Consider the following 12,549-nt stretch of genomic DNA (forward strand, 5'->3'; position numbering starts at 1 on the left):
TGAAGTTGACCCGCGAAAACGGACACCTATCCTTTTGATCAGGAGGTGCCGATGATGGGCAAGCATCGTACCCCGTACCCGGCGGAATTCCGGGCGCAAATGGTCGAGCTGGTGAGAGCTGGTCGCAGACCTGAGGAGCTGGAGAAGGAGTTCGAACCGACCGCGCAGACCATCTACAGCTGGGTGGCGCAGGCCGATCGTGACGCAGGTGTGCGTCATGACGGACTGACCACGGCCGAGAGGCAGGAACTGACAAGATTGCGCCGTGAAGTTCGACAACTGAAGATGGAGCGCGACATCCTCTCTCACGCGGCGGCCTGGTTCGCGAGGGAGACGGGATCTATTCCACCGAAGGGCGGTACGGATTCATGAAAGCGAACCGGGCCCGCTGGCCCATTGCCACGATGGCACGGCTGTTCGGGGTCTCGACGAGCGGTTACTACGCGTGGCTGATACGCGAACCATCGCGCCGCACATGTAGCGATGCGCAACTGCTCACGCGTATCCGTACGTTACATGCGAGTTCGCGCGGCACATACGGGGCGCCGCGTATTCATGCGCAACTCGGGCGCGAAGGCGTGCACGTTGGACGCAAGCGGGTCGCGCGTCTGATGCGCATGGCAGGGCTATGTGGCGCGAGCCGGGGCCGCTGGCCGCGCACCACGCGCTCACGTGCGGGAGCCCGGCGAGCACCGGATCTGGTACGCCGGCACTTCAGCGCTGACGCAGTGAACGTGCTGTGGGTGGCTGACGCGACCTACGTGCCCACCGATGAAGGCTTTCTGTATCTCGCCGTGGTGCTGGATGTATTCAGCAGGCGCATCGTCGGCTGGGCGATGTCGAATCATCTATACACGGAACTGATGTTGCGTGCCCTGGACATGGCGTTGCAGCAACGGCGCCACGAGGGCGTCATTCTCCATTCGGACCAGGGATGTCAGTACACGTCCATTGCCTTTGGCAGGCGCTGTCGCGAAGCAGGTGTGCAGCCGTCAATGGGGACTGCGGGTGATGCTTACGACAACGCGATGTGCGAGTCGTTCTTCGGAACACTAGAAGCCGAACTGCTCGGTCGCGAACACTTCGCTACTCACGAGCAGGCGCGGCGGCGCATCTTCTCCTTTCTGGAAGGCTGGTACAACATCCGTCGCCTTCATAGCAGCATCGGCTATTGCTCGCCGCTCGAATTCGAAAGTCTGCATGCGCAAGAACAAAAATCATCGTCTCGCGGGTTGCCCACCGGCGGACAGCGTCATGGTCGTGACAGGCGACCCGCCGCCCGCCCGTGGACAACCCGCGACTCAACGCTTAAAGGAGGATCAATATCGTATTAACCCAACTGCAGATCTTTCCGTTGAAGCGGGTCACCCTCAGCCGGCCCTCACTTCCGCGACTGGCAATGGGCGCAGAGCGCGCTGGGGGCTGACATCGTCCAGCGCGGGAATTCCGCCCCCGACTGGTTCGAGGTGACCGAGGACCAGATTGACCGGAACGATCCGGACTGCGTATGGCGCGAGCGCCCGATGAAGGACCGCACGCGACTGGAAATGTGGAGCCCGGTCCGCTGGGTAGCACTGCTGGTGAAGCTTATCCTGCCGCTGCGCACGTTTCAGGTGCGCATGCTGGACTCGGGCGAAGCGGATACCTGGCGCTACGCGGCGGGAAACTGGATGTTGAACCCGAGCCGGCTCGCGCAGGGTAGTGAACGGAGGCCGCTGCAACAGGGCATATTCCGCCGCAGCGACCCGCTCGCCGCTGGCAAGCCCGTTGCGGCCGTGCTCTACATCAACACCAACAAGACCGCCGACATCACCAAGTCCGGTCATGAGAAGGGCTACGTGTTGCCGTGGCCCTTCGGCGGGCCGGTGCATCAGGACGTCTTCCACTGGCTGGAGAAGCTGCGCGCCTGGCAGGAGAAGTACAACCCCGTCATGGGGCGCACGCCCTGGACAGAACTCGATGGTCGCCACATCCAGGCGAAAAGTCAGGTGCAACTCGCGGGCTATCCCGACGCCTGCTTCCTCTTCCGGATGCCGGAGGCACGAGACGGCAGGCGTCATCTGCCGCTGACCGCAGACACGTTGGACACGCAATGGTTCCGGCTGCTGGAAGCACTGGAGCTGCGGCTGGCCGACCGGAACGAGACGCATCAGAACGGCATGCCCATTCGGTTCCTTCCGGCACCGGACGTGCGAGCCAAGAGTTCGTCAAGGGGGTACAGGGTAACCCTCTTTCCCCTGCACAGCCTGCGCGTTTCCCTCGTCACCGCGCTGGCGCTCGAAGGCCTGGTGCCGTTCCCCGTTCTGCAGAAGCTCGTCGGCCACAGCCGCCTGCTGATGACCCTGTATTACACCAAGCCCGGCGCGTCGCACATCCGCGACGTGCTGCTTGGCGCGGCCGAGCGGCTGGAGGCGACCAAGGAGGCGAGCATCCAGAACTTCCTGCTTGATACCGAACATGACGAACTGCTTCAAAAGGCCATCTGCAACAGCGTGCCCAGCCTCGCTGCCGCCATTCCGCAGCATCCGGCCGCGCGCAACCCGGCGGGCTGGATGCCCATGCATCACGGCCTGTGTCTTGTCGGCGGGAACACCAGCGAGGTCGAAGGCAACGGCGCGGTTGGCGGCTGCTACAACGGCGGCCCGAACGTTGGCTCACTCTCAACTCCCAAGTACGGGCCTGTGCCGGGCGGCAGTCGCAACTGCGTGCGCTGTCGCTGGTTCGTGACCGAGCCGCACTACCTACCGGCGCTGACCGGCCACTTCAACACGCTCGCCTATCACTTCGACGAGGCGCGCAATGCCTGTCTCGCTCGGGAAAACGAGCTGCAGGACCTGAAGAAGGAAAAGGCGGATGCGGAAGACACAGGCCAACCGTTCACCCGCCTGGACGCCTGCCGGCAGACCGAGCGGGTTTGGGAGCGCGCCCTGAAGCGTTTCAGCGACCTGGCCGAAGACCTGGTGGCCTGCTGGCGTCTCATCGAACGCTGCAAGGCGGCGATGGAAGCGCCGCTAGGCTCCGGCACGCAGTTGGTGGCCGCCGGCACGGCGGGCGACGTGCATATCGCGTTTGAGGAGACGGAATCGGAATTGCTCCAGCTCGCCGGCGTGTGTGAAAACGTCGAGATCTACCCCGACCTTGAACCGGGCAAGGCGGTGTTCCGACGTAGCCAATTACTTGACGCGGTGCTCTACCGCGACGACCTACCGCCCGTGTTCATGCTGTTGAGCGAACAGGAGCAACTGCTCGCGGGCAACGCCTTCATGCGCCGCCTTGCTCAGCAGATGAACCCTGGGAATCCCGCGCTGGGCCAGCGGCAAGTAATTGGCTTGATGGACGGCGGTGCGCGCCTTAGCGAGCACTTCGATATCGACCCCGCCGCGTTACTGCCTGCGACCAATCCCGTCTTGGCGGTTATGCGCGGGTACCAGACATTCTCGGGATCTGAAGCATGAACGGCATGACAAGCATCCACCCGAGCGCCGTACTGGAATCGCTGCTCGCCAAGGGCGGGCGTTCGAACCGGCGTGCAAATCTGGTGAAAATGCATGACCTCTGCCGCAGGCAGCATGAGGCGGGCTCGCGCGACTTCTCTCTACCGACCGTCGGCCGGCTGGCAGAAGCCGAAAGCATCATGAAGGGGCGTGCCCTCTACAACGCCCAGTCGGCCGACTATAAGGCACTGATTGAAGCCTGGGCCGCGTACTCTGGGCCACCCGCGCCCAAGCCGCCGAAGATGCTGGCAAGCCACGAATATCTGATGCGTATCGAGGACCCCGCCATCCGCTCCATCATGCAGTCCATCATCGCGGAGCGCGACAAGCTCAAAGCGCAGCTCAATGTGCTGAAAGCGAATGCGCAAGTGACGGTGGACCGGCGCCCACTCGGCGCGACCGGTACGGCTGCACCAGGCTTACAACCGGTGACCGTACTCGCTATGGCCGCACAATTTACGCCTTCTGAGCTCGAGGCCTTGCAGAAAGCGGTGTCGGCCGACTTCCTCGAGTCACGCGGCCTGTGTGAAGGTAGTCACGGCGAAATCGTCAATGCGCGTGGCCGGACAGTGTTTGAGGTGGGTTTCGCGCGGGCGATTCGAAAAGTGCTTGCGTAGGCAAAGCAAAAATTAAAGGGGAACAACATGAGTGTGGCTTATTACCTTGCCTGCATTGAATCCAGGCGGTACGTGTGGGTCGGTGCGCTAGGTTCGAACTGCCAGGCAATACCGGAAGGGCAAGCCGCCGCGATATCGCGATTCGCGCTGGCACATCGTGGCAAGCCGCTGGTTGTGGTGGGTGATACCCATCCTATCCTTGATGACGGCAAGGAGTGGGAGGCGTCTCTCGGGGAATAACAGGCTCTAAGGGAACGCCACCAGGCCCCCTGCCGTACGAATTACGCAATAGAAAAAGCGCCAGCGTTATCGCTGGCGCTTGGAAGTTTCGGTGTATTACGATGTATTTATACATCGCAAGGCGTTGATGCTTAAAACACCGCCCTAACTGAATCCCCGGCCACTTGCTCGCGAACTATGTATGGTTAGGGTATAAGTCATCTAATACTCAGGGGAGAGGTAAAGATGGCCTGTCTGGTGCGCGCGGCGTAAGTTGGCATGCCAGAGGAACTGCTTCCGGCTATCGGATTCGATTGGTTGGCAATAGCAAACTGTCCCTACGGATCGTCGGTGCGATTCCAACACTTTTCACACTTCAAGGGCGTGGCTATCCGCTGATTGCATTGCAGGTCAATGATCAGCACAAATGGCACGGACGATGCATTGCTGCGCTTCGCGGCGGAGGGCGTCGTCCATGGAGATAGGCATGAGCTTAAAGGCGTTTGGTTGCGGTGTCGCGGTCCCGTTTATCGTGGTCGGGGCAGTTCACATTTTTGCTGGGCCGGCGACGATAGTCCAACCGATCGAGGTGTCGGAAGAATTCAAGAAGAGCGGCTATACGGAGCAGGCCCTCCAACGCATGCTGGTCGACACGCTGGGCGAACTTCGCTTAACGGCGAAAGGCGTCACCCCGGAATCCAAGGATGCTCAAGTCGTGTTATCCGAGTTCAACCTGCCGGACTTTTCCATGCCGGGCACGGGCTTTTCCATGCGTTCGCTCATCGATTATGCACGTGCATTGCTAAAACTTGACTCGTCGGTATATGGAAGTATGACTGGCACGAAGTCTAACTTTTCCGTGGATCTCACTCTTCGCGATCCACAAGGTGAGGCGTTCTCGGTTCATCGAATGACATCGACCAGAGAGTTGCCTGTGCATGGGAGCGGCCAAAAGCCTACGAATGGATCCAGCGGGACTTTGGCCGTGGAAGAAACACTTCGACGTGCGGCGATGGAAATACTCAAGCATCAGAGCGTTTTACTGTACGCCGATAACCTTCTGCAAAACCAGCAACATCAATGCTTTTCTGAAAGTGGGAAGTGCGACTTTCGGGAGGTCCAGGAAACCTACGATCAGATTGCTGCTGGCGTGGGGGCTGAGCAGCCGACCAGTCAAAAAAGACAAGCTAGCTGGCTGACGCTTGCGTTGGTTAAGCTTCATGTCGTGAATGACGATCAGGACAGTGCAGATGACAATGCACCTTGGGCTGAGCTAATGCTGTCCAAGATTTACGACCTAGTAGGAGACTACGGAGGTGCCGTCGAGCATGCTCGCGTGATCGTGGAGCGAAGCAGACAGGATAAATCGTGGGCGAAAGCGCTGCCGTGGGCTTATTACAATTGGGGCGTCGCACTGAATGATCTCGGCTGCTACGCAGCCGGTGCTGAGGTGTTGACCGAAGCAGTCAATCAGAACCCGCAATATGCGCCGGCACACAATGCACTCTCGCGTTCCTATAACGCGCTCGCGGAGGCGAAGGGAAATTCGGAATCGACCCAGGCGTCGCTCACTCGTTATCGTGCGAAGGCTCAGGTGGAAGCCGAGCAAGCAATAAAACTCAATCCCGGCTATCAAGAGGCCTACGTTAACTTGGGTGACGCCTTGCGGCCGCCACTCGTCTCGTCTTCCGACCTACACACCGGCGTAGAAAGGGCGCGGAAGATGTATGAGAAAGCAATCGCGCTAAACGCCGAAAGTGCAGGCCGCGCGCGTCAACAACTTGCTCTGATGCCCGGAGGCTCCGTCGCACACGTGGTCGAGTGGAATTCGAAGAAGCGACCGGAATGCCGCAAAGGCATTCCAAGTTCCCTCCTTGAAGCGTCCGGCTGCAGCGATGCGGAGATTCGCTCTGGGGCTAGTCGGAGAATTGAATTCACCAGTGCTGAACGTGCTCGCATGCCGACGCCCGGTACATGTAGGGAACTATCGTTGCAGCATCAGGAAAATAAACTGTTGAAGACGGCCGACAAGGAGAACGGTGAAATCACCGCATTGGCACTACATGTCGAAGGCGCGACCCACAAGTCCGCCGACCGATAGTGGATCCTTCAAAGTTAACTCGGTTGTTGTTACAGCTGTCGGACTGGGCTCCACTCACTTCCAGACTCGCGGGCTCGGTCGAGTCGCAGCCGAAACGAGCTTGCACGGGCTCGCGTATAACATCAAGCGAGTCATTAAGATTCTGGGGCTCGGCAAGGCAATGGAGGCGATGAAGATGGCGAATGCTTTACCCAACTTGCCTGCACCGCTCCGTGACTCGACCAAACCAGATCAATCTTGGGCAGATCGGCGCCACGCGGCGGCGGACGACTGCTATGGAGAAAGTCGAGGCCGCATTCGGAAACCCTCAGTGGCGGCAACGGGTCGGCTTGGTGGAAGGAGCGGTTGCGGTGTCGGCGAGGAGACGGAATCACCGAATCTGTGGCGCCGCTTGCCTACTCTGCGACCACCACGGCTTCGACGATGGCGGTGTCGCCTTCGGTTTCGAGCCCCCACGGCACACCGGCCGGGACCGTGAAGAAGTCACCTGTCTGACGAGGCCTGCGCTCCGCGCCGATGAAGCTCGTGACGGTTCCCGCTCGCACCTGCACGATCGCAGTGCCTCGGAGAGGCAATTCGACTGTTGCGATTCTTTGGCGTTCGCGAATGACCCACGAATAGATCGCCACTCGAACCGGTGCCGGCTTGGCGCCGCGCACGTTAACAGTCCCCTCGAACACGCGTGTGACCTCCACCTTGCCTGCGGGTGGTTGAGCGAAGGCAACCGTCGTGGCGAGCATCGTCAGCATCAAGGCGAGCTTCATGACCCCTTCTCCCTAGGGCTCCAGCATGAGCAGAGTTCCGCCTTGGGTCGCCACGAAGACGCGACCGTCGGCAATCGCTACCTGCGATGAGATCCCGCCTGCGCCGAGCGGCACATCGGCCACCACCCACGGTTCTGGAACGAGGTTATAACCAGCCGCGGTGCATGCGGCGGGTGCGAGCGTCGAGTTGACACAGACCAGCCCTGCGCTCGGAACGACGCTCGGGTCGGCGAACACGATCAGGTGGCCTTGCGTGGTGCCGACAAAGAACAGGCCTCGGCTCACTGACATCGCGCCCATCTGATATTCCCGCCCTGCCGTCGTTCCGGGAAGCTTCAGCAGCCATCGCACGGGGTTCTTCGGGTCGCCGCAGAGATTCAAGCCATGCACTTTGTCGTAACCTTCCTGCACGCCTTGAGGTACGGTGATGCCGCCCGTGTTCGTCGCGAACACGCCCTCCCAGATCGCGCCCGCGCGCAGGTACCTGGTGTCGCCGTGCGTGTAGCCCGTGAACGGAAATCCGGTGGGCGGGAATTGCCAGAGCACGGACGCCGCGACGCCGGACGGCGCCACGCGAACGGCGTAGCTCCACCCATCCTTTTGCGTTGAAGCAACAACCGGACCGCACGATGTCGTCGCCGACTGCGGCCCAGACGCCCAATCAGGATCGCCGTCCAGTCTGTAGGGGACAGGCTGAAGCTCCCAGACGATGGCGCCGGACGCGCCGTCCAACCGCAGCAAGCTCAAGCCATGATTGATCGACGGTTGCGTACCGCCGATGTTGGTATTCCCCGTCGTCACGAAGATCTCGCCTCCGGGGCCTGCCGCCACCGCGCTCCAGATGCCTCCGCCACGATCGTTGGTCGACTGGTAACTGAACCCGGGTTCGATATTGCCGGTGTCCAGATTTACCGCCACGACCTTGCCGTTCTGGATCGGACTGTCGGCGTGATCCGCTACGCCGACATAGACGCGATTATTTGCGACCACGGCAGAGGAATAGCCGATTTGCTCGTGGCGCTGGTTGAGGGCATCTGGCGTGATACCGTCGAGGACGGCGACCGCCGGCGACTTCCAGATTTCGGTGCCGCCCAAGGTCAGCGCGAACAGACGACTGCTGCCCAAGCCCGGAGGCAGCGACTGGTCCGGCGCTCCAAAGATCACGGCGTCGATCTCTCGGTGAATTCGAGCAATCGAAGCCGTATTCGCGATGCCGAATGTCGACGAGTTGACGCGACCGCTTGATTCGTACTGAGAGGTGAGGGCGGGCTGGTTCGGCGGTGGATAACGCCACAACATCTTTCCGGTTGCCGCCTCGACCGCGTAGAAGCGACCGTTGCCATTGCCGATGTAGACAACTCCCTTGTACACGATCGGCGCCGCGCTGAAGCCGCGCAGCGGCGGGTCCGGAGGCGTAAAGCGCCATTTGATTTTGCCCGCATGCAGTGTTCGTGCCCGGAATGGATCGGTTAGCGCCGAGAGCTTTGGCTGATGTCCGGCGCGCGTCGGATCGTGTCCGAAGGCGGACCAGTCGGCCCCGCATGCCTGAGGATTGCTGCTGATGGTGCATCCCACGGTCACCTGGAACACCCACTGGCTGATGCAATCACCAAGCTGTTGCCACACTTCGACGAGTTCTCCGTCGGCAAGCGGGTGGGTGGGGGTCAACGTCACGATTGCGCCGCCGCCGTCACCGATCTCATGACCGTTGACCTTGACGTGAATCCGGGCGCCAGGCACTGCCTCGATGACTTCGACGAAGGTATCGCCGGCCGACGGCCGGCGGATACGCGGTGCCGGCAGTTCGGCACACGGTTTCGGCGTCATCGGGGGCCCGACGACGGGTGGGTCGCAAAGAGCCTGCGTCGGAATCAGCGGCACGCCGGGACTGGCGGGCGGCTTCACCAAAATCTGCTGTCCGGATCCGCCCGGAGTCGGCTGCCCACCGACCCGGTTTGCGGGAGCCACGGCATTCGCGTAGACACCGAGATCGGCGCCGTTGACGACGTTGCGGACAACGACGATCTTCTGTCCTTCATAACCCTGGTCGATCGTTGGAGGAGGAATTACTGGTTGTGGCTGCACGATTTGAGGATCTGAGGACGGGCTGTCGTCGTTGCAGATGTGGAAGCGGATCGTCACACGTGCGCCTTCCTCAAAGGGACTCGTGGTCACATATTGAGCCGGCGCGGCGTTGCTTGTTGAGCCGACGACGGCAGCCGGGTCGAAGCCGCCACCCGGCGATGCCTTCTCCTGCAAGGCCTCCATCTTCGATCCGTTGAGGAGATCACGTCCACCGATGGCGTGCCCGCATTTATACACCGGTGGTGGATCGATACGTGGCTTGGGCAACCCGTTCGGATAATCGTCGGCGACCTTGCGAACGGTTACCGAATTCGACTGTCCACTCGTGACACCCCCAACGGTCTGTGTGGCAAATAGGACCATCCCCGGATTGCAGGTGATTTTCAGGTCGAATCCGGCGCTGCCAAACTCGCTGGTCCCACCGCCGACCGGTGGTGTCGTACCAACCACGAAGACGTCGACACGCGCGCCCGGCACGAAACCCGACACATGGACGCCGTTAGTGCATTCATAAATCGGCTGTTCGAGAATCGGCGCCGACAGCGTCTTCGGATCGTCCCGATTCGTGTCGCTCCTGACCACGCGTCCATCGGGATTGTCAGGGCTGCCGCCATCTCCATCAGCGCATCCTGTCAACAACAGGCTGAGCCCTGCGACCAGAACGCCAAGCGACCGGAGTAGCATGACGATTTCCCTCTAGTTTGTAGGCCGGCCGACGAGCGTCGCTCGAATCATCAGTCCGGCTCCGGCAGTACGGTTCTCGATCTGAATCTCGGCGCCTTCGTCGACAACGGTGGTCTGCCCGCTGCTGACCTCGTGGGCCGCATTGGCCGCGGTGACGATGCCCTGCCCAGAGCTAATCGACAGCACGGCGGCGCCTGGCAGAGTGAAGGTGGCGGTCTTCTGTCCTGGGCCGACCAGCAGGTCCCACACCGTGATGCTGTTCGCGCCGCGCGTCTCCGCGACATACAGCGTTCGAATCATCAGTCCGGGTACGAACTGGCGGTAGGGATTGTTCGGAGAGTAGGTGCTCAGATTCGTCGGCGCGGAGACCTGAGGCGTCAATACTGGCGGTGACGAGGGCGGCGGCTGTGGCGATCTCTCACAAGCACACAAGAGCCCCACAGCCAATGCCAAAGCCGCAACCAAAGTGTTCGCAGAACGGGCGCATTGCATAGTGGGCTCATTACCGTTCACCGCGCGGTGTCCTCTTACGGGAGGTCCGGAGTGAACACCGATAAATCATCGGAAATCCAACGCGACTTCCGGATCAAGACGGACACCGCGCTGCAATTGCTTGATTCAGTGCCGCATCGGTGCCGGTTGCGGCGTGCACACAATAAAGCTGACGTACTACCAAGTTATATATTTCGTTTTCCTAAATCTGTAAAAAATATTCTACGGCATATTTATACAATCCTAGTTAATCGTCACGGCCTCGAATTAATTCGAATCGGACGAGGCTCTGCCTTCAAATATGAAGCGAGAGGAATTATCTTTAATTGCGTATCAGTGGTTGAGCAATTAAAAAACCGGTTGTCGCTACTTTGCAGCCTAAGCGTCAAGACTTACTTGGGCCGGGTCACCCAAGCTCCTCCATTGTGCACTCCAGCACCACAATGCTGTAACCATGAATACGCTACGGCGACTTGGCGAAATGCATGAGCGTTTTTTAATCTAGGCACGATACAAGAGTATGCGATGTGTCAGCATCATTCAAGAAAAATGAAAGAAAGTCGGGCGCAATTCCGAAAATGTGCGCAAACCGCGGTGGGTATTGCGGGGGCAGAAATTATAGATATGCTTGCTGAGTCGAATAAACTCGGACCACGATCGATGCGTGTCATAAGGCTGACATCGATCACGGTTTGGTTAAAAGCTGATGTCATTGTCAACCTTTCACGTCGCGAGTTTATTGGGTGGGAGAGCTCGAAAGGCAGCACCGGTACCGCTTGTCGCATATTCTGCGGCTTTATGTGTCGACCGACGTTCAGGTCGCCGAGCAATCAAAGGTACAGATCTAAAAAGAAGCATTTCCTCCTCCGTCATACTTTTTATTTGCTTACATCGACCGCCGTTAGGGCAAGCTCACATCAATCGTACGAGAGCGCATCGGGATTGAGAAAGCATGCCACGATGTCACTCACTCGTACCTAGAATCAACTTCGTCATGGCTGTGCGGACAACCGCTTTGGTCGCCGCCAAATCGTCTCCGTCGGCAGCAAAGTACCGCGATCCGAAGAGTGGCGTTACCTGGACCGGGCATGGTCGTGCGCCCGCCTGGATCGCCAGCGCAAAGGACCGTAGTAAGTTCTTGATTGATGGCGTACTGGAAGCCGAGGTTCCCGCTATGGACAAAGGTGCCACGGCTGGAAATTACGTTCGTGGGCCGCAGGCTCCGAAGTATCGTGATCCGGTGAGCGGGGCAACGTGGAGCGGGTGGTGGCCCCGCGCCGGCGTGGCGGGCGCGCGCGAAGGCCCGGACGGCATTTCTGATTGGGGACGAGGACAACGCGAAACCGAACGCGGCAACAAAGGTAACGGCCAAGAAAGTTGCTGCGACGAAAGTAGGTGCTAGGAAGACGGCTGCCAAAAAGGCTGCGGACAAGACCGCTGCTTCGAAGAAGGCTGCCGCGAAGAAGAACGTTGCATCGGCCAAGGATTCAGCCACGGCAGCGCTTGTCGGCGCGGACACCTGCGCCGGTGCTTCCGGAGGTGCAACCGATTTCGTCGCGGCAGCCTTCTTCTCCGTCACTTCCTTCTTCGCGACTATCTTCGCAGGCGCCTTCCTTTCCATCCGCTGCTTCAGCACTGACTCCCGGTACCAGCGAACTACTGAGGTTCTGATACGCTCGAAGGGGCTTCCCGGCATGCGCATTCTCGATGTTGGCAGATCAAGCAGTGAGTTTTTCGCCGGGCCCAGATCGTTGGCACGCGTAGCCCGTAAAGACTGAGACCGCTCAAGCCGCCGATTAGCGATGTCCTGGGAGTGCCTGCGATATTCCGCCGGGTTAGGGTGCGTTCCTCTATCGCAGACCACCGTCTTGAGTGCTCAGCATCCAATAGATGCTGCAACCAGAGGCTCGACGGAAAATGGAAGCATGACGACATCTTCCATCGCATACAGGGAGATTTCTGAGCAACCATTTCGTGGCTGAAAATTCTTAAAGAATGGGTGGAAATGGGGCCGATTTCGATGATATACATAGACTGTCACACGTCGGCCGAGCACGAGCCGCCCGGCGTTAGGGCCGCCTCTTCCGACTGAA

6 protein-coding genes and 2 pseudogenes are annotated in these 12,549 nt (G+C 59.9%); 5 read left to right on the forward strand and 3 right to left on the reverse strand.

The genetic code is table 11. From position 1 onward, the window contains the following. Nucleotides 1–54 precede the first annotated feature (54 nt). From BLT65_RS29135 to BLT65_RS29155, 4 genes and pseudogenes are all read left to right on the forward strand, one after another. Nucleotides 55–1,202: pseudogene (locus BLT65_RS29135) on the forward strand (IS3 family transposase); the annotation flags it as partial. Nucleotides 1,203–1,388: 186 nt separating this feature from the next. After that, a pseudogene (gene gmtZ, locus BLT65_RS29140) lies at nt 1,389–3,455 on the forward strand (gamma-mobile-trio integrase GmtZ); the annotation flags it as partial. Then, the gene (gene gmtX, locus BLT65_RS29145) at nt 3,452–4,111 is read left to right on the forward strand and encodes a gamma-mobile-trio protein GmtX (RefSeq protein ID WP_091784188.1); all 660 of its coding nucleotides are present in this window, start codon (nt 3,452–3,454) and stop codon (nt 4,109–4,111) included. The pseudogene gmtZ and the gene gmtX, both read left to right, overlap by 4 nt. Nucleotides 4,112–4,817: 706 nt before the next feature. Next, entirely contained in the window at nt 4,818–6,431 is a 1,614-nt protein-coding gene (locus BLT65_RS29155) for a tetratricopeptide repeat protein (protein ID WP_091784195.1), read from the forward strand. 395 nt (nt 6,432–6,826) lie between these two features. Here BLT65_RS29155 and BLT65_RS29160 read toward each other — a convergent pair whose 3' ends face one another. Genes BLT65_RS29160 through BLT65_RS29170 form a run of 3 tightly spaced genes read right to left on the reverse strand, consistent with a single transcriptional unit; the run spans nt 6,827 to nt 10,264 of the window. Further along, nucleotides 6,827–7,195, reverse strand: a complete 369-nt coding sequence (locus BLT65_RS29160; protein WP_091784198.1) for a hypothetical protein — start codon at nt 7,193–7,195, stop codon at nt 6,827–6,829. Nucleotides 7,196–7,207: 12 nt separating this feature from the next. Then, a complete protein-coding gene (locus tag BLT65_RS29165; protein ID WP_091784201.1) occupies nt 7,208–9,964 on the reverse strand; it encodes an outer membrane protein assembly factor BamB family protein in 2,757 nt (918 codons plus the stop codon). Nucleotides 9,965–9,976: 12 nt separating this feature from the next. Next, nucleotides 9,977–10,264, reverse strand: a complete 288-nt coding sequence (locus BLT65_RS29170; protein ID WP_091784204.1) for a cupin domain-containing protein — start codon at nt 10,262–10,264, stop codon at nt 9,977–9,979. A gap of 1,186 nt (nt 10,265–11,450) precedes the next feature. Between BLT65_RS29170 and BLT65_RS48060 the strand changes: the two genes are divergently transcribed. Then, a complete protein-coding gene (locus BLT65_RS48060; RefSeq protein ID WP_425273161.1) occupies nt 11,451–11,858 on the forward strand; it encodes an H-NS family nucleoid-associated regulatory protein in 408 nt (135 codons plus the stop codon). The last annotated feature ends 691 nt before the right edge of the window (nt 11,859–12,549 follow it).

It is taken from the genome of Paraburkholderia steynii (assembly GCF_900100565.1).
Taxonomy (GTDB): Bacteria; Pseudomonadota; Gammaproteobacteria; order Burkholderiales; family Burkholderiaceae; genus Paraburkholderia; species Paraburkholderia terrae.

Excerpts from the sequence above, each read along its gene's own strand:
- gmtX (WP_091784188.1), top strand. The coding sequence starts at position 3,452 with ATGAACGGCATGACAAGCATCCACCCGAGCGCCGTACTGGAATCGCTG.
- BLT65_RS29155 (WP_091784195.1), top strand. The coding sequence starts at position 4,818 with ATGAGCTTAAAGGCGTTTGGTTGCGGTGTCGCGGTCCCGTTTATCGTG.
- BLT65_RS29160 (WP_091784198.1), bottom strand. The coding sequence starts at position 7,195 with ATGAAGCTCGCCTTGATGCTGACGATGCTCGCCACGACGGTTGCCTTC.
- BLT65_RS29165 (WP_091784201.1), bottom strand. The coding sequence starts at position 9,964 with ATGCTACTCCGGTCGCTTGGCGTTCTGGTCGCAGGGCTCAGCCTGTTG.
- BLT65_RS29170 (WP_091784204.1), bottom strand. The coding sequence starts at position 10,264 with ATGATTCGAACGCTGTATGTCGCGGAGACGCGCGGCGCGAACAGCATC.
- BLT65_RS48060 (WP_425273161.1), top strand. The coding sequence starts at position 11,451 with ATGGCTGTGCGGACAACCGCTTTGGTCGCCGCCAAATCGTCTCCGTCG.